Below are 17,811 nucleotides of genomic sequence, written 5' to 3'. Positions count from 1 at the left end.
CATCGACGTTCCTGTTTGACACGGGAACTGGTGCGTTCGCACCGCAAGAACACGTAACGTCGTAAACCACAATATCCCAACGTGGGAATCCTCGCCCTTCAGGGCGGGGAGGATGTCAAACTCCGACAACACGTCGTTCTGCTCTGTCTGAAGGTCAAAAAGACAACGACGTACCGCGACCTTGTTGACGAACTCATCGAGATGCCGCGCATTCGAGACGCCCTTGACCTTGATTCGATTCCTACACCCTCGACACTCTGCAAAGCGTTCGACCGCTTGGAGATGGCCGTCTGGCGGGTGCTGCTGAACGTTTCACTTTCGGGCTTGCCGCTCAACGGTGTCACCGGCATTGATGCCTCCGGGTTTGACCGGGCGCATGCATCAACGCACTACACGAAGCAAACGAACCTCACCATCCAGCAGTTGAAGACAACGCTGTTGGTCGATACAGCGACCAATGCCGTTCTCGACATTCACGTAACTACGACACGAAAACACGATACACAGATTGCATCGCAGGTAATGAAACGGAACGCAGCCTCCATCGCGGTGTTGACTGGTGACAAGGGATATGACGACCAGAAACTCCAGCGTCTCGCTCGGGATCACGATATCCGGCCACTGATCAAGCACCGTGAGTTCACATCTCTCCACAAGGCGTGGAATGCTCGGCTGAACAGCGACCTCTACCATCGACGAAACATGAGCGAGACAGTCAACGCGGCGATCAAACGGTGCATCGTTCACAATCTGGAGCGAAGCCTCGCCATTTCACACGATGGGGGCGAATATCCGTGATTCCGAGAGGAACGGACTGCTGAATATAGAGGCTGAGTTCAGATTGATTATCGCGTTTGTTTCGCACCAATCGCTGCTGATTCAGACAGCCTGTTAACGTGAACCTCGTTCTATCACTGCTTGCGATGGTTGGTGAGTTTTGCGCGAAGTTCCGCGAGAAACCCTAGGATGAGTCCGAAACCGATGATGAACACGAGCACCTGAAAAATATCTACGGTGCCTGTGAGTAGAAGTGTCGTTAAAAGATACATCGCCAGTGCAACAACCACTGACAGAAGCCAGAAGCCAACGTCGTAGGCCGGTTTTTCCATAGTGTCTCGTCCGACAGTGATGAGAAAAATGGCACTGATGAGAAGATTGATGCTAGCAATTAATGCAGTTATGATAGGCGTGGCTGGTTGAACCACAAGGACCCCCATAGCGATAATCAAAAAGAAGAGTCCAGCCCCAACTCGTCGCTCCGGTTCCACGTCTTCAAAGATGGCCATGGACGAAATAGAGCAAAGAATACTATAAATTATCGCCCCGAACAAATTGCAGTTCTACAACATTCGAGCCCTGTTTTCAGCACGCTCACAAGAAATTATCACCGATTAAGGGTTTCAACAGAGCCAGGGATTCACGTATTGGTACAGGTGGCAGACACAACAGACAGCGGAACTAACGGAGAACCACGAGTGATTTGTATGCTGCTTCGGAACAACAACTATGCGACGCCGGGTCGGGACGAGTTTGTATGCCGGTGTCCTGTTCACCATACTCGGTGTAATTGCGTGGGGGAGCGGCCAACCGTTTATTTTCCCGAGCCTCGGGCCGACCGCGTTCGTACTTGCGTTTAACCGTCAGAGCGACCGAACTCAGAGCTATCGTATTATCGGGAGTCACCTCATCGGTGGTACCGCTGGTTTGGTAGCGTGGGCCGTCGTGGCCTCCGGTGCCTCGATCACTGCAACACCACCACCATTCTCTCTTGAGGGATTCCGTTTGGTAACAAGTGCGACCCTCTCGATCGTACTGACCAGTTGGGCGATGATCGCAACGGATACGATTCACCCACCTGCCTGTGCGACAACACTCATCGTCTCACTTGGGCTACTTTCGACACCTCTTCGGGTTGGTATCATCGTCGGAAGCGTCACGATTCTCGTACTGTTTCACAACAGTGTCCTACTCGTGTTCAAGCGGCTCGTCGGCGACTCTCATCCCCGCTACGGTAACAAAGAAACTCGTTGACGCGCAATACGCAGTCTGCAACGACCGGACGCTTTAGCCTAATATATCTGAAAAAAGGATCGCAACGAAGCCGTTTGAGCGGGTCCTCTTCGGCGAACCCCTTTTAAACGACCGGGAGCCGCCGCTCAGTGGCTCATAAAACGCGTCGCGGCGAGCGAGCCGACGTATAAGACGCATCACACCGGACGAACCGACTTATAAGGCATATCGTACCGAACGGTACTGTAATGAGCCGCAACGACGAGGTCGCGGAGCTGTTAGAGGAGTTCGCGGACCTCCTCGAGGCGACGGGCGTCGAGTACAAGCCGACCGCCTACCGTCGCGCGGCGGAGAACGTCCGCGAACATCCGGCACCGGTCGAGAACCTCGCCGGCGAGGGGGCCGACGCCGTCGCCGGGATCGACCGCGTCGGTGACGCCATCGCGTCGAAAATCGTCGAGTACTTTCGGACGGGATCGATCGAGGAACTGACCGAACTGCGCGCGGATCTCCCGGTCGATATCGAGGCGCTCACCGCCGTCGAGGGGGTCGGTCCGAAGACCGTCGGAACCCTCTATGAGGAGCTCGGCGTCACGACGCTCGACGAGCTGGAGGCCGCCGCGGAGGCCGGCGAGATACGGGCGATCAAGGGGTTCGGCGAGAAGACGGAGGCGAACGTTCTCGACAACATCCCGTTCGCCCGCGAGGTGGGAACGCGGACCCGGATCGGTGACGCCCGCCCGATCGCGGACGCGGCGCTGTCGTACCTCACCGAGATCGACGGCGTCGCGAACGTCGAGGTGTGCGGGTCGATCCGACGCTGGAAGGACACGATCGGCGACGTCGACGTGCTCGTCGCGAGCGAGGACCGGGAGCGGATCGTCGGGGCGTTCACCGACTGGCCGGCGGCGGACGCGACGATCGAGGCGGGCACCGGGAAGGCGAGCGTCCGAACGGACGGCGTCCGGGTCGACCTCCGGATCGTCGACGTCGCGGAGTTCGGTGCGGCGCTCCAGTATTTCACCGGCTCCAAAGCGCACAACATCGCGGTGCGAAACCGTGCGATAGACCGCGGACTGAAAGTGAACGAGTACGGCGTGTTCGACGTTCGCGAGGTCGACGATCCGGATGACGGCCAACGAGTCGGCGATCGCGTCGCCGGAGAGACCGAAGCCGGCGTGTACGAGGCGCTCGACATGGCGTGGGTCCCGCCCGAGATTCGCGAGGACACCGGCGAGGTCGCGGCCGCGGCGAACGACGCCCTGCCGACGCTCGTCGAGACGGACGAGATCCGGGGCGACCTCCACACCCACACCGACTGGTCGGACGGGAGCAACACCATCGCGGAGATGGTCGAGGCGGCCGTCGACCGCGGCTACGCGTTTCACGCGGTCACCGACCACGCCTCGGGGCCGGGGGTCTTCGGGAACACCGGCCTCGACGAGGCGGCGATCGCCGAGCAGGCCGAGGCCGTCGCCGAGGTCGCGGCCGACGCGCCGATCGAGGTGTTCCACGGGATCGAGGCGAACATCGACGCGGAGGGAGAGATCACGACCGACGACGCGACGCTCGCGGCGCTGGATATCGTCGTCGCCTCGCCCCACTCCGCGCTCGGACGGCCGGCGGACGAGGCCACCGAGCGACTCGTCCGTGCGGTCGAGCACCCCCACGTCGACGTCCTCGGCCACCCGACGGGCCGGATCATCAACAGTCGGCAGGGGCTCGCTCCGGACTTTGCGACGGTTGCGACGGCGGCCGCGGACGCCGGCACCGCCATCGAGGTGAACGCCAATCCCGCGCGGCTCGACGCCAACGGCGACGCGGTTCGCGCCGCGCTGAACGCGGGAGCGACGATCGCCGTCAACACGGACGCCCACTCGCCTCGCGAGTTCGACAACGTCCGATACGGCGTCCACACCGCTCGCCGCGGGTGGGCCGAGCGCGCGGACGTGCTCAACGCGCGCTCGCCAGAGGAACTGCGCGCGTTCTTCGAGTGAACGTACGCGCGTTCTTCGAGTGAACGTACGCGCGTTCTTCGGGTGACCGGGGAGGCGTTCGGACCGGTTTCCGAACGTCGACCGATCGATTAACCCGCACGGACCGCCTACCGGCCGAGTATGCACGTGACGGTGGCGGTCGTCGGCGGGGACGAACACGGCTGTGCCCTCGACGACGACGCGACGTACGCCGACCTGATCCGGGCGGTCGGCTATCACCCGCAGGAGGCCTCGATACTCGTCGACGGATCGCCCGTTCCGGGCGACCGCGTCGTCGACGCCGACCGGGTCACCCTGCTCCGACTGATAAAGGGGGGAGCGACGTGAGGGGATCAGACGCGACCGGATCGAACGCGACCGGATCGAACGCGACCGGATCGAACGCGACGGGGGACGGGTCGCGGCGCTCGTCCGCCGACTTCACCCTGCCGAACGGGGGTCCGGGACCCGATCCGTTCACGCTCTCCGCGCTCCCCGACGACCTCGCGGTCGTCGTCTTTCACCGCGATCACCTCTGTGGCAACTGCCGGAGGCAGGCGATGCGGCTGGCCAGACACCGCGAGGAGTTCCGCGAGCGCAACACCGCCGTCGTCTCCGTCCTCCCCGAGCCGGTCGAACGCGCCGCGGCGTGGGCCGACCGACGGGACGCGCCGCTGCCGACGCTCGCGGACCCCGACAGCGCGGTCGCGGAGCGGTATGGCCAACCGACTCGATTCGGGCGGTTCGGAGCCCGGATCGACCTGCTCGGACGCATGCCGCTCGCCGCGCTCGTCGACCTTCGCGGTGAGCCCGAGATCCTCTGGCGACACGCCGGTACGCGCCCCGGCGACCGGCCGACGATCGACGACCTCTTGACGGAGATCGCGAAGTTCTCGTGAGCGACGACGTCACGATCGAGCCCGCGACCGCCGACGACCGGCTCGACGTCCTCCGCGTGTTCGACGCCGCGATGCTCTCCGTCGACGTCGACGGCCTCGACGAGCGGATCCACGCCGACGACGTACTCGTCGCGCGATCCGACCGAACGGAGGCGGTCGTCGGCGCGCTCGTCGTCACGCGTCCGGAACCGACGCGGCGTCACGTCGACGCCGTCGCGGTCCGCCGCGAGCGGCGCGCTCGTGGGATCGGGTCGGCGCTCGTCGCGACGGCGGTCCGGCACGCCGAACGCGACCCGGCGGTCGACCGGGTGTCCGCCGCGTTCGACCGGTCGCTGGAGGCGTTTTACGGTGATCTCGGGTTCGACGTGACCGCCGAGCCACCCCGCGAGCGATCGGAGCGTCTCACCAGTGGCGAACTGAACGACGGCGAATACATAGGCGACGACCGGATCGGTGACAGCCGGATCGGCGACGACCGAGCCGGCGACGACCGAACCGACGATCGAACCGGCGACGACCGAACCGCCGACGACGGACGACTGTGGGGCGTTCGGCGAGTGTCGACCAGAGCCGATCCCTGAGAAGTGTCATCGAAGGACGAGGTATCTCGCCGAGCGAGAAGTAGCGGTATTGGTTTCCCGATCCGATCCCAACGGTTACGTATGAAATACTTGGTTGCAACCGACGGGTCCGATGAGTCCGACGACGCGATCCGGTACGCCGCGACACAGGCGGCCGCGCTCGATGCGACCCTCGAGATCGTCCACGTTCTGACGCCCGAGACGGAGGTCATCAACGGCGAGATCGTGCTTCCCGGCGACGACCAGTCGATCGAACTCGGCGAGCGGATTCTCCAGCGGGCGCGACGACTGGCCGTGGACGCGGCCGCGGACCGCGACGTCGACCTGCCCGTCGACACGGAGCTTCTGGCCGGTCGGCCGGCGAACGTGATCGCCGACCACGCGAGCGACATCGGTGCGGACGCGATCTACGTCGGTCACCGGGGACTGTCCGAGGAGCGCGAGCGCGTCGTCGGGAGCGTCGCCAAAGGCGTCGTCGACCGGGCGACCGTCCCGGTGACCGTCATCAGGTAGGGACGTCATTGTATCAACATCGACTATCCTATTAATAAAAGCTAACAGCAAATCGCGTTTTTCTGGTAGTGACGTTAATAAGCGCCGGAGAGCTACCCCCGACAATGACCGGGGAAGACGATCGACCGACCGAGGCGGTCGAGGGGCGGTTCTCCGTCCCGGGGATGGACTGTCCCTCCTGTGCGGGCTCCGTCGAGGGAGCGCTGTCGTTCGAGGGGGTGTACGGCGTCGAGACGCGTCCGACGTCGGGTGCCGTCGTCGTGACGTACGATCCGGACCGCGTCGACGACGACGCGATCGTCGCCGCCATCGAGAGCGCCGGCTACGAGGTGATCGATCCGGATTCGAGCGTCGTCGCCGACGACCTGTTCACGAGTCCGCGGGCGATAGCCACCGGCGTCGGGGCCGTCTTCCTCGCGATCGGTCTCGCCGCGGAGTGGTTCCTCCCGTCGGTGAACCCGACGTTCGGAGCGATCGGTCCGCTCGGTCCCCTCGGCGTCTGGGAGCTGACGGGCGCGTGGGTGGCCTATCTGCTGGCCGTCGCGGTCGCCGGCCCGCCGATCCTCCGAAACGGGCTCTACTCGCTGCGCGCGCGGAGCCTCGACATCGATCTCCTCATGACGATCGGGATCGTCGCGGCGATCCTCATCGATCACCCGTTCGAGGCGGCGACGCTCGCCGTGCTGTTCTCGACGGCGGAGCTGTTGGAGCGGTTCTCGATCGACCGGGCGAGAAACTCGCTGCAGGAGCTGATGGAGCTGTCCCCGGACGTCGCGACCGTGGTCCGCGAGGGGACCGAGGAGACGGTCCCGGTGGAGGCGGTCGCCGTGGGGGAGACGGTCGCGGTGCGCCCCGGTGAAAAGGTGCCGCTCGACGGCGTCGTCCGGGAGGGAACGGGGGCCATCGACGAATCGCCGATCACCGGGGAGTCCGTTCCCGCGGAGAAGTCCCCCGGCGAGGACGTGTACGCCGGCTCCATCAACGAGGCGGGGTACTTCGAGATCGAAGCGACCTCGCCCGCCGAGGAGTCGACGATCGCGCGCGTCGTCGAGCTCGTCGAGTCCGCGAGCGGCGAGGGGACGCGAGCCGAGCGATTCGTCGACCGGTTCGCCGGCGTGTACACCCCGTTGGTCGTGCTCGCGGCGATCGCGACCGTGGTGCTCGGCCCCCTCGTCGTCGGCGGAGCCACGGAGACGTGGTTCGTCCGCGGGCTGGCGCTGCTCGTGATCGCCTGTCCGTGCGCGTTCGTCATCTCGACGCCGGTCAGCGTCGTCTCCGGCGTGACGGCGGCCGCACGCAACGGCGTCCTGATAAAAAGCGGCGAGGACCTGGAGGCGGCGGGTGACGTCGACGTCGTCGCGATCGACAAGACCGGGACCCTGACGACCGGGGACCTCGCGGTGACGGACGTGGTTCCCCTCGGCGATGCGGACCCCGACGAGGTGCTCCGGTGTGCGACCGCGCTTGAACGACGGAGCGAGCATCCGATCGCGGACGCGATCGTCGCTCACGGCGACGAGCGGGGGGTTCCGGACCCGGCCGTCGACGGGTTCGAGGCGCTCGCCGGAAAGGGGGTTCGCGCCGAGCTCGACGGGGTCACACACTACGCCGGCAAGCCGGCGCTGTTCGAGTCGCTCGGGTTCGACCTCTCGCACGCGCACCTCCGATCCGACGGCGGCACCGCGCTGTCACGAGCGGACGGGGCGGAAGAAGACGGGCAGGAGACGACGCTGCTCGACGAGATCGAGTCCTGTGAACACGGCGCGTATCTCGATCTGGTCGGCCAGACGATCCCCCGCCTGCAGGCGGACGGCAAGACGGTCGTGCTGGTGGGGACCGACGAGCGGTTGGAGGGCGTGATCGCGGTGGCCGACACCGTCCGGCCGGAGGCGTCGTGGGCGGTCGACCGGCTCCACGAGGCGGGGATCGAACGCGTCGTCATGCTCACCGGCGACAACGAACGGACCGCACGGGCGATCGGCGACCGCGTCGGCGTCGACGAGGTGCGTGCCGACCTGCTCCCGGCGGAGAAAGTCGACGCCGTCCGAGAGCTCCGCGAGTCGACCGACGGGGGCGTCGCGATGGTCGGCGACGGGATCAACGACGCGCCCGCGCTCGCGACCGCGACGGTCGGCATTGCGATGGGTGCCGCAGGGACCGACACGGCGCTCGAGACGGCCGACATCGCGCTGATGGCCGACGACCTCTCGCGGCTTCCGTACCTCATCCAGCTCGCCGACCGCGCCGGCACGACGATCCGGACGAACATCGCCGCGTCGCTCGGCGTGAAGGCGCTGCTCGCCGCGGGCGCGCCGTTCGGGTACGTCACCGTCGCGATGGCCGTGATAGTCGGCGATATGGGAATGAGCCTCGGTGTCACCGGCAACGCGCTCCGGCTCGGGAACGTCGACCCGGAGGAGCCGCCGGCCGTCGCCGCCGACTGACGCATCGGCCGCTCGGTGGCTCGACGCACCCTTTAACTTCCGCGTCGGCGTACCCCGTCGGTATGCCCTCCGAGAGCGCCCCGCAGGTCGGCGAGACCGCCGTCGAGGACGGCTCGGAGCCGGAGCCGACGCCTCTCGAGACGATCGAGTGGGGCCCCGTCAGACACGATCGCCTCCGATCGATCGCGGTCGGTGCCGGACTCGCGATCCTCCTCTCTATCGCGTGGATCGTCGGCGTCGTGGTCGTCGCGGCGGCACGAACCGCCCTGAGCGGCGGGCTCGCGCTCGGTAACGCGTGGGTGTTCGTGGTACTCGCGCTCGTGGGCGGCCCGCTCTCGGTCGTGTACCTGCTGGTCGGGATCGACCGGTCGACGCCCGAGAGTCGTCGGACCCTCCACAACGCGTTCGGCGACTACTCGCTGTCGCCGTCGACGCTCCGTCCGGGATGGGTGCTCGGCGGTGCGGCCGCGCTCGGAGCAGTCACGTGGGCCGGTCCGGCGTGGATCGCCGCCGGATCGTGGGCACTGCTCCCGATGATCTGGATCGTCCCGATGATCGCCGGCTCGAGGGGGACCTCGGTCCGCCTCGATCCGGTCGATCGGGTCGTCCGTCGGACGAGCCACACCCACGACCGAACGCGAACCGACGACCTGAACGCCGTCGTTCGGACGCGCCGAGTCGATCTCCCGTGGACGACGGTGTTCCTGCTCGCGTTCCGCGGCAACGAGTGGTACCGGTCGACGCCGTGGCTGTTCGTCCCGACGGAGTCGGCCGCGGCGGTGGAGCGGACCCTCGACGCCGTGCTCGCGCGCAGCGATGGCCCGGATCGGGCGAGCGTTCCGGAACGCGCCGTGCTCGCGCTCGTCGGCGGGAGCTCCCTGATCGTCGGCATCGCGCTGGTGGTCGCGGGGGCCGGAGAGGCCGGCTGGGCGTTGGCGTTCGTCGCCTCGCCGCTGAGTCTCGTCTTCCTCGCGTTGGCGGCCCGTCTGTGAGGGCATAGGGGAGCCTGCCCCGGGAGCGTGGCGGGGATGGGATGTCAATCCATTTCGGGGTCGTTCAGCCGGAGCGCCATTTCCATCTCGAAGCTCTCGGCGTCGGAGACCTCGAAGCCGATCTTCTTGTACAGCGACACCGCGGCGTGGTTCCACCGTTCGACGGTGAGCCACACCCGCTCGATCCCTTCGCGCTGTCCGTGACCGAGCAGGCCGCGGATGAGCCGCGTCCCGATACCGGCCTCCTGGTACTCCTGGTGGACGAAGATCGCGAGCTCGTAGGCGTCCTCGTCGGGAACGAGCGTCGCGTGGCCGGCGGCGACGTCGCCACACCACGCGATCACGTTGAGACAGTCGTCACCGAGGATCGTGTCGAGCCACTCGCGGATCCTCGCTTCGCCGCCCGGCGGGATCCCCTGTGCGCGGTCCGCGGGATCGAACGCGTCGTACATCTCGACGAGTGCCTCGGACTCCTCCTCGGAGCCGTTGTACGCTCGGATCGTGACGGGTCGGTCCGCCCGATCGACGAACTCGGTCGGCGGGGCGGGAAACGGCTCCGCGACGGCCTCCGGGAATCGACGGTCCGTCATCTGACCAACGTCACCGACGTCTTGGCGTTCAACAGGACGAACTCGGCGATCGTCCCGATCGTTATCTTCCCCATCGGACTCGTCTGGCCGCCGCCGATGACGATCTCATCGAACCCCTCCGCCTCGGCGATATCCACCAGCCGACTGCCGGGGTCGCCGTCGATCCGACGGATGTTCGCGTCGATTCCGGCGTCCGAAACGGCCTGCTCGGCACGGTTGACGAGATCGTCGGACGACCGCTCGGAGTCGGGATTGTCCACGATCAGGACCGTCAGGTCGTCGTCCGCGACCGCGGCGCGTTCGACCGATCGGTCGAGCGCGCGCAGCGAGTCGTCGCTGCCACCGATCCCGCAGAGTACCTTCATGCGACTCACGTCCACCGGCGAGGTAAAAAGGGTTCTCCGTCGAACGCGATCGAACCGACCCGCGCAACGATGTCGAGGCCGGCAGACCGCACCGACAACCCTTTTGTCCGACCGGCAGTTGCATACCCCATGAGCGATCAGCCCGGCTCCGCGACGGATCCCACCGACTCCGCGAGCGCGGGAGCACGAGCGGAGACGGACGATGCGCCGGAGACGGACGATGCGCCGGAGACGGACGATGCGTCGGAGCCGAACGATGCGCCGGAGACGGACGATGCGTCGGAGCCGAACGACGACGTCCCGCCCGAAGTCCGGAAGTACGAGCGGTTCAAGAAGATGGACGGCGCGCGCTACGAGCGCGTCAACGAGTTCCTCCGTGACCGAACGTACGTGACGGCGCGGGAGTGGGCGATCGCACGACTGTGTGCCGACTTCCGCACCGAAACCGGCGTCGAGATGACCAAGATTGGCGAGAACCTCCCCGATCTCGTCCCCTTTATGACCGATACGTACACCCCACAGGCGGTCAATCAGGCCCGCTACTCCTTCGAGGAGAAGGTGACGAAGTCGGGCGCGACGTTCCTCTACGGCGCGATGTCCGGGTTCTTCACCGCGGAGGATCTCGACGAGATGATGTACGAGGCGACGGAGGTCGCGAAGTTCCTCCTGGAGGTCGAGAACGTCGACCTCGCCGTCGCCGACGAGCTGGACGCCGAAGACCGGATCTCCGAAGTGATGCGCGAGGTCCGGGAGTCGTCGGCGAGCCTCCGCGGCGAGGAGGTCCAGTGTCCCGAATGTGGCCACGTCCACGAAGCGACCGAGGAGTAGTCCATGGACCGATTCGCGGACGTCCTCCCGGCGCTGCCCGATGCCACTCTCGTCGTCGACCGCGACGGCGTTATCGTCTCGGCCAACCGCCGCGTCGAGCCCGTCTTGGGGTACGCGCCCGCCGAACTGGCGGGACGAAGCGTCGAGGATATCCTTCACACCTCGGATCAGGACGAACGCGACGTCATACGCGAGTCGTACCTGCGGGACCCACGGCCGCGGCCGATGGGCACGGACCGAGACCTGTACGCGAGTCGGGGCGACGGCACCGAGGTCCCGGTCACGATCAGTCTCGGGCCCGTGGAGGGTGACGACGGGACGCACGTCATCGTGACGGTCGTCGACGTGAGCCGGGACCGCGAGCGGGAGGCGACGCTCCACCGACGGACGGAGACGCTCGCCGCGCTTCACCACGCCACGCAGGACCTGTTAAAAACGACCGAGGAGTCCGCCGCGGCGGAGGCGGCCGTCGGATACGTCGACGACGTGTTGGGGCTCCCGATGGCGGCCGTCTGGCTGTACGACGAGGACGACGGATCGCTCGTCCCCGCCGCGTGGACCGAGTTCGCGGACGACGTGGTCGGAGCGCATCCGACGTTCGAGGCCGCCGGCGCAAGCCTCATCGCCGAGACGTTCGAGACGGGCGAGCCGCGGTACGTCCGCGACACGTACGCGGAGCCGAACCGATACAATCCGGCGACGCCGATCCGGAGCGAGTTCATCGTCCCGCTCGGCAGGTACGGCGTGTTGACGATCGGCGCGACCGACGCCGACGCGCTCGACGAGGCCGACAGAACGGTCGCGCGGCTGTGGGGTGCGACGGTCACGATGGTGCTCGTCCGTATCGAGCGTGAGAGACAGCTCCGCGCCCGGGAGGTGGAGGTCGCCCACGAACGTGACCGGTTAGCGGAGTTCGCGAGCCTCGTCTCACACGACCTCCGGAACCCGCTCAACGTCGCCGCCGGTCACTTGGAGATGGCGCTCTCGGAGTGCGAAAGCGAGGATCTCGCGGTCGTCTCCACCTCGATCGACCGAATGGAGGCGCTCGTCGACGACATGCTGACGCTCGCCCGACAGGGGGAGGCGGTCGACGCCACGGAGGCGGTCGAACTCGCGACGATCGTCGACGACTGCTGGACCACGGTCGACACCGCCGACGCCACGGTGACCGTTCGCGACGATCTCACGATCAACGCCGACAGAAGCCGACTCGCACAGCTCCTGGAGAACCTCTTCCGGAACTCGATCGAACACGGGGGCGACGACGTCCGGGTCGTCGTCGAGGCGCTTCCGGACGCCGACGGGTTCTCCGTCGCGGACGACGGACCGGGGGTCGAGCCGGAGCGCCGTGAGGAGGTGTTCGAGACGAGCGTCACGACGAACCCGAACGGAACCGGGTTCGGACTGCGGATCGTCTCGGAGATCGCCGAGGCACACGGGTGGTCGGTCGATCTCGTCGCGAGCGACTCCGGAGGGGCCCGCTTCGAGTTCCGGGGCGTCGACGTCGTCGCCCCCGAGTCGTTCCCCGCCGGTTCCTAGTCGTTCCCCGCCGGTTCCTAGTCGTTCCCCGCCGGTTCCTAGTCGTCCGCGAGCGCCGAGACCGTCCCGTCGTCGTACCCCGGCACGGTTCCCTCGTCGGTCCAGCCACGCAGCTCATAGTACTCCGAGAGCCCGGCGTCGAACCCGACGATCGCGTCGGCGTACGGCAGCGTGTCGTCGTCGCGGTCGAACCCGCGGGCGTTGTTGAACGCACGCTCCAGTTCGACGACGCGTCCGCCCATCGCGAGGAGCGTCTCGTAGTCGGCGTCGAGCAGGGCTGCGAGCCGATCGTCCGTAACCGTCCCGCGGGAGAACTTACACACCACCGCGGAGTCGAGTACGGCGTTTCGGTTCTCCTTGGCGACGAGCTTCGGCGGCTTGCCAGTAAGCCCGCTCGGCTCGAGCGCGTCCGCCTTGTCGACGAGCGGGTACTCGTACGGATAGAACTCGCCGTACATGTGGTCCGCCCCGCGGTTCGCCGTCGCGAACGCGAGTCCCTGTCCCTGGAGCGTCCGGCCGTCGTGTCCGGAGAACGCCATCCCCTTGACCGTCCAGTCGTCCGCACCGAACTCCTCGTGCGCCCGGTGGACCCCCTCCGCGAGCTTGTCGCCGACGCCCTCGCGGTAGGCGATCTGTTCGACGAGCGAGTGGACCAACTCGGCGTTGCCGAACTCGTCTTCGGACTCCAAGAACATCGAGACGACGTCGCCACAGGAGATCGTGTCCATCCCGAGCTCGTCACACAGCTGGTTCGACGCCATCACGTCGACGATGTCGTCGACGCCGGCGTTCGAGCCGAACGCCATCACCGTCTCGAACTCCGGACCCTCCGTTTCGATCCCCCGCTCCTCGTCCCGAGTGGGGAGTTTACAGGCGAACGCACACCGTGAACACGTCGCCTTCTTGTACTTCTTCTCCTCGACGCGGTCGCCGGAGATCCCCTCGACGCCCTCGAACGACTGCTCCGAGAAGTAGTAGCTGGGGAGCGCGTTCACCTCGTTTGCCAGCTCGGTCACGCTGGCGGTCCCCTGTCGCTTCATGACGTGGTCGGACGTCGCGGCCTCGCGGTGGACGTCCCCGGCGTCGTCGGGCCAATCGATGTCGACGTCGGCGTCCGCGTCGCCGTCGAACGTGATCGCTTTCACCCCTTTCGCGCCGAGCACCGCGCCGAGTCCGCCGCGGCCGAACGCGCGCGTTTCCGAGGTCATGATCGATGCGAACCGGACCGCGTGCTCGCCCGCCGGGCCGATACAGGCGACGTTCTCGGCGTCGAGACCGTGTTCTCGTTCGACGTACTCCGTGACGTCGGGAACCGGCGCGTCCGTGAGCTCCGGAACCGGCTCGAACTCGACGGATGGGGATCCGTCGTCGTCCGCCTCGCGAACGTGAACCGCGAGGAGCTCGTCGCTCTCGCCGACGATCTCCACCGCCGCGTACCCAGATCCGGTGACGTTCCGCGAGAGGAACCCGCCGGCGTTCGACGAGAGCAGCCCGTTCGTGAGCGGAGAGAGCGCGGTCGCCGCCATCCGCCCCGTGTACGACGTCGTCGAGTACTGCATCGGTCCCGTCGAGAGATACAGTCGGTTCTCCGGACCGAGCGGGTCCGCGTCGAACGGAACGCGTTCGTACGCGAGTCGCGTGTTGAGTCCTCGACCGCCGACGAACGCCGCCAGTTCCTCGTCGATCGTCTCCGTCGACGCGGATCGATCGGTCAGATCGATCGTCAACAGGGCTCCGCGTGCGTGCCTCATACGTATGGTATCCGACGACGACACGATAAAGGTCGGGGCGAACGGGCTGACGCCCGACGATCGGATCGGGCCACCGCTCCCCCTCCGGACGATCAGCGCTCTCGAGCCGATCCACCGCTCCGGACGAACGACACCTCCCGTCGGGCGGCGACGCCGCCCCCAACGATCGCGAGCGACAGCCCGGCCAGCAGCCCGATCGGCAGTCGCCTCCCGCCGCCGCGCCAGTCGGCGGCGTACGCCCGGGCGTAAAACGCCGCGACCGACGGGCTCTCTATCGCGACGAGCACCTCCCGGTTGTTCGTCGCCGCCGCCTCGTTCCAGTTGAGGCTGCCGACGACGACGGTGTCGTCGATCACGAGCCCTTTTGCGTGAACTTTCTCGAAGCGCCCGCGGGGATCGGCGACGGTCGCTTCGATCGGCTCCTCGTCGAGCGCACGGGAGAGCCGCCTGTTCTCCTCGGCGTCGTACCACGCGCCGGACAACAGGAGGTGGACGTCGACGCCGCGGTCACCGGCTCGACGGAGCGCCCGCACGATCCGTCCGTCCGGTCCGTCGGTCCGAGGGACGACCGCGAGAACGCGGTCGTCCGCGGCGTCGATCCGCTGGACGATCCGGTCCTCGGCGTTGCCCGGCGCGGTCAGGAGCTCGACGTCCGCTCGCTCCGGTTCGGGCGGATCGAACCGCTCCGGGTACGTCGCGTTCGCGCTCCCCGACCGGTGGAACTCGGCGTCCTCGCGGAACCGTCTCCACGGACGCGCGTCCGCGGCGGTGGCGTCGTTCTCGAAGAGGGCGGCGAGTTCGTCCGCGAGACGGGGATCGGCCGCCGCCACTCCCCACCCGCGGCTGGAGCGGCCGCCCGTCCCCTCGGCTTTCCAGTTCTCCGTGAGCACCACCGCACGGTCGTCCGCGACGGCGTATTTGGCGTGATGGAATCGAAACCGGTTCGGGTCGCCGTCGAGCACGCGAACCTCGACCCCGGCCGACTCGAGCCGATCCGCGACCGCGGCACCCCGTTCGGAGAAGCCGCCGACTGGGGACCCCTCGACGAGCACCTCGACGGTCACGCCCCGCTCGGCGGCGTCGACGAGCGCGTCCGCGACGCGCTCCGATTCGACCGTGTACCCCGCGATCAGGATCCGATGTTCGGCCGATCGGAGCGGTTCGATCGGAACGTCCGGGCTGTCCGGGAGCACGAACGGGGTCACGGTCGCTCCGTCGACGCGTGCGGGCCGCCTCGGATCGTACCCGTCCGGACGCCACTCGTCCCAGTCGGCCCGCCAGCGATACCCCTCGCGAACGCGACCGTACTCGACCACATCGACCGGCTCGCCGTCGCGCCGTAGCTCGATCCGGTCGCCGGACGCCGACAGCGGGAAGTGGTCGTCGAGCGCCCGGAGCGCAACGTCGTCCCCGACGTGAGCTCTCGTCCGGTTCGGAGCCATCGACAGGGCAACCTCCCCGGTCGCCTCGGCGGGAAGCGACGCCTCGTGGTAGCCGTCGGCGAGCGACCAGTTTCCGGGCTCCGGCAGTCGGACGATCAGGTACTCGCCGCGGTTCCCCTCGGCCGTCGGGTTCGGATACAGTTCGACGATCCGCGGGGGCGATGCCGAGTCGTGTCCGGTGTCGACGTCGGTGTACTCCGGCGCGTCGATCCGCTGCTCCGACGCGTCGATCCGCTGCTCCGGCGCATCAGTCGGATCGGGCGGGACCGCACCCGCCGTCACCGCGCCCGCCGCGACGAGGACGACGGCGAGCGCGACGGCGAGCGCGACGGCGAGCGCGGTGACGGGGAGCGCGGTGTCGAGGAGCGGTCGGGAGCGCACGGGCCGTCTGCGCCCGGCATCGGATAAAAGGGTACGGACGGTTCGACGGCCGGACGCTCGACATCCGGACGCTCGACGGTGGGACCGTTACGCGGACGGCGCGGCGGCGTCCAGCGCGGCGGCCGCCTTTTCGGCTTCCGTCTGAACGATGAAGGTGCGCTCGTCGGTGTACTCCGCGACGGCTTCGAACGCCTCTCGCGTGCCGATCTGACGGAGCGCCCAGCCGGCCGCCGCCCGGACGTCGTCGGAGTCGTCCTCGGCGAGCACGTCCGCGAGCGGGTCGATCGCTCGGGTGTCGCCGATGAGGCCGAGCGCCCGCGCGGCGTGCGGACGGACCAGCTCCTCGACGTCTTCGTCGTCCGCGGCCAGCTTGTTCGCGATCGGTTGGACCGCCTCCTCGGCACCGATCTCACCGAGCGCCTTGAACGTCGCCTTCTGCAGACCGGGGTTCGAGTCCTCGTCGACGTACTCGACGAGCGTCTCCGTCGCCTCCTCGGCGGCCATCTTACCGAGGATGCTGATCGCGAACTGGTCGCGTTTGCCCGCGCGCCCGAGCAGCTCCTCGAGCGACGCCTCGGTCTTGCCGCGTTTGCCCATTCGTTCGAGCGCCTCCAGGCAGTGTCGCTCCATGAAGTCCGATTGGAGCGAATCGAGCGCGAGCAACACCATGTCGACGTTGCCGCGCTGTTCGTGCTCCTTCAGCGCGGACCACTCGACGGGGTAGTCCTTGTAGTGACCGAGCACGTCGTAGAACCTCTGTGCGCGGAGCTGCTCGTTCGTCTCCAGATCGTCCCACTCCTCGGCGTCCGCCAGGTCGCCGTCGAGCGCGTCCGTCGCCGCGAGCAGTTCCGCGATGGCGTCCGCGTCGTCGTCGGGGTCGAGACCGGCGTCACCGATCCCGGCGGCGACCTCGTCGAGCGCGGCGGCGAGGTCGTCGATCTCGTGGCTCTCCGGCTCGACGTCGACGTCGATGACCTCCGCGACGTCGGCCGCGAACGACTCGACCGCCTCCGCGACGTCGTCGAGACCGTCCGCCGTCCACTCAGTCCCCTCGACGGTGCCGATCGCCGTCTCGATGGTTTCGACGACGTCGTCCGCGTACGGTCCGCGCGCGTCCGCGAGCTCGTCACGGAGGTCGCCGATACGCGCTTCCAGATCCGCTCGCGGATCGTCGACGTCCTCGTCGTCCTCCGCGTCCTCGTCCGGTTCGGGGAGGTCGGCGTCCTCGAGCGCGCTCTCGGCGTCGTCAAGCAGCGCCTCGACGTCGTCGAGGTCGGCCTCCGTCTCGGCCGCGGAACACAGCTCCGCTATCTCGTCGAGGTACTCCGCCAACGACTCCTCGGTGGCCTCGTCGGGAAGGGTCGGCGCAGCCGTCTCCTCGGCGTCGTCCGTGTCGTCCGCGGCGTCCGCCTCCTCCGGGGCGTCGGCCGGGTCGTCGCCGTTGCTCATATACGATGAAACTGCGCGCGTAGTCCATTAAGTCGTTTCCCTTCGCGGTCG

General features: G+C 67.3%; 16 protein-coding genes and 1 pseudogene. 11 read left to right on the top strand and 6 right to left on the bottom strand.

The annotated features are described in order from the left end of the window. Positions 1–120: 120 nt before the first annotated feature. Positions 121–798 (top strand): annotated as a pseudogene (locus tag ACNSN7_RS04485) (IS5 family transposase); the annotation flags it as partial. A 113-nt stretch (positions 799–911) separates the two neighbouring features. Here ACNSN7_RS04485 and ACNSN7_RS04480 read toward each other — a convergent pair. Continuing rightward, complete coding sequence (locus ACNSN7_RS04480; RefSeq protein ID WP_418280973.1) at positions 912–1,286, bottom strand: hypothetical protein; 375 nt, start codon at positions 1,284–1,286, stop codon at positions 912–914. A gap of 220 nt (positions 1,287–1,506) precedes the next feature. Between ACNSN7_RS04480 and ACNSN7_RS04475 the strand changes: the two genes are divergently transcribed. The 8 genes from ACNSN7_RS04475 (at position 1,507) to ACNSN7_RS04440 (ending at position 9,415) form a co-directional block, all read left to right on the top strand. Next, complete coding sequence (locus ACNSN7_RS04475) at positions 1,507–2,031, top strand: HPP family protein (protein WP_418280972.1); 525 nt, start codon at positions 1,507–1,509, stop codon at positions 2,029–2,031. 227 nt (positions 2,032–2,258) lie between these two features. Continuing rightward, positions 2,259–4,007, top strand: coding sequence for a DNA polymerase/3'-5' exonuclease PolX (gene polX, locus ACNSN7_RS04470; RefSeq protein WP_418280971.1), 1,749 nt, complete (start codon positions 2,259–2,261; stop codon positions 4,005–4,007). A 120-nt stretch (positions 4,008–4,127) separates the two neighbouring features. Continuing rightward, positions 4,128–4,334, top strand: a complete 207-nt coding sequence (gene samp2, locus ACNSN7_RS04465) for a ubiquitin-like small modifier protein SAMP2 (RefSeq protein ID WP_418280969.1) — start codon at positions 4,128–4,130, stop codon at positions 4,332–4,334. Further along, positions 4,331–4,885 carry a peroxiredoxin family protein gene (locus tag ACNSN7_RS04460; protein ID WP_418280967.1) on the top strand — a complete coding sequence of 185 codons (555 nt, stop codon included), beginning with the start codon at positions 4,331–4,333 and terminating at the stop codon, positions 4,883–4,885. Before samp2 ends, ACNSN7_RS04460 begins: the two co-directional genes overlap by 4 nt. Continuing rightward, positions 4,882–5,466, top strand: coding sequence for a GNAT family N-acetyltransferase (locus ACNSN7_RS04455; protein ID WP_418280966.1), 585 nt, complete (start codon positions 4,882–4,884; stop codon positions 5,464–5,466). Before ACNSN7_RS04460 ends, ACNSN7_RS04455 begins: the two co-directional genes overlap by 4 nt. A gap of 81 nt (positions 5,467–5,547) precedes the next feature. Further along, a complete protein-coding gene (locus ACNSN7_RS04450) occupies positions 5,548–5,979 on the top strand; it encodes a universal stress protein (RefSeq protein ID WP_418280965.1) in 432 nt (143 codons plus the stop codon). A gap of 104 nt (positions 5,980–6,083) precedes the next feature. Beyond that, entirely contained in the window at positions 6,084–8,423 is a 2,340-nt protein-coding gene (locus tag ACNSN7_RS04445; protein WP_418280964.1) for a heavy metal translocating P-type ATPase, read from the top strand. A 62-nt stretch (positions 8,424–8,485) separates the two neighbouring features. Further along, entirely contained in the window at positions 8,486–9,415 is a 930-nt protein-coding gene (locus tag ACNSN7_RS04440) for a hypothetical protein (protein ID WP_418280962.1), read from the top strand. Positions 9,416–9,459: 44 nt separating this feature from the next. Here ACNSN7_RS04440 and ACNSN7_RS04435 read toward each other — a convergent pair whose 3' ends face one another. After that, positions 9,460–10,005 (bottom strand): GNAT family N-acetyltransferase, encoded by a 546-nt coding sequence (locus ACNSN7_RS04435; RefSeq protein ID WP_418280961.1) that lies wholly within the window; start codon positions 10,003–10,005, stop codon positions 9,460–9,462. Next, positions 10,002–10,370 (bottom strand): universal stress protein, encoded by a 369-nt coding sequence (locus ACNSN7_RS04430; RefSeq protein WP_418280959.1) that lies wholly within the window; start codon positions 10,368–10,370, stop codon positions 10,002–10,004. The genes ACNSN7_RS04435 and ACNSN7_RS04430 overlap by 4 nt, the downstream gene beginning before the upstream one ends. A 129-nt stretch (positions 10,371–10,499) precedes the next feature. Between ACNSN7_RS04430 and ACNSN7_RS04425 the strand changes: the two genes are divergently transcribed. After that, positions 10,500–11,198, top strand: coding sequence for a DUF5806 family protein (locus ACNSN7_RS04425; protein WP_418280958.1), 699 nt, complete (start codon positions 10,500–10,502; stop codon positions 11,196–11,198). Positions 11,199–11,201: 3 nt separating this feature from the next. After that, the gene (locus ACNSN7_RS04420; protein ID WP_418280957.1) at positions 11,202–12,737 is read left to right on the top strand and encodes a sensor histidine kinase; all 1,536 of its coding nucleotides are present in this window, start codon (positions 11,202–11,204) and stop codon (positions 12,735–12,737) included. 38 nt (positions 12,738–12,775) lie between these two features. Here the strand turns inward: ACNSN7_RS04420 and ACNSN7_RS04415 are convergent, their stop codons facing one another. The 3 genes from ACNSN7_RS04415 to ACNSN7_RS04405 form a co-directional block, all read right to left on the bottom strand. Continuing rightward, complete coding sequence (locus ACNSN7_RS04415; RefSeq protein ID WP_418280956.1) at positions 12,776–14,488, bottom strand: aldehyde ferredoxin oxidoreductase family protein; 1,713 nt, start codon at positions 14,486–14,488, stop codon at positions 12,776–12,778. A 92-nt stretch (positions 14,489–14,580) separates the two neighbouring features. Further along, positions 14,581–16,311, bottom strand: coding sequence for a phospholipase D-like domain-containing protein (locus ACNSN7_RS04410; protein WP_418280954.1), 1,731 nt, complete (start codon positions 16,309–16,311; stop codon positions 14,581–14,583). A gap of 87 nt (positions 16,312–16,398) precedes the next feature. Beyond that, positions 16,399–17,760, bottom strand: a complete 1,362-nt coding sequence (locus tag ACNSN7_RS04405; RefSeq protein ID WP_418280953.1) for a HEAT repeat domain-containing protein — start codon at positions 17,758–17,760, stop codon at positions 16,399–16,401. Between the last annotated feature and the right edge of the window lie 51 nt (positions 17,761–17,811).

Origin of the sequence: Halorubrum rarum (genome assembly GCF_048380895.1) — an archaeon.
Classification (GTDB): Archaea; Halobacteriota; Halobacteria; order Halobacteriales; family Haloferacaceae; genus Halorubrum.
Note: the sequence above shows the minus strand (reverse complement) of the source record. Positions and strands in the feature narration are given on the sequence as shown.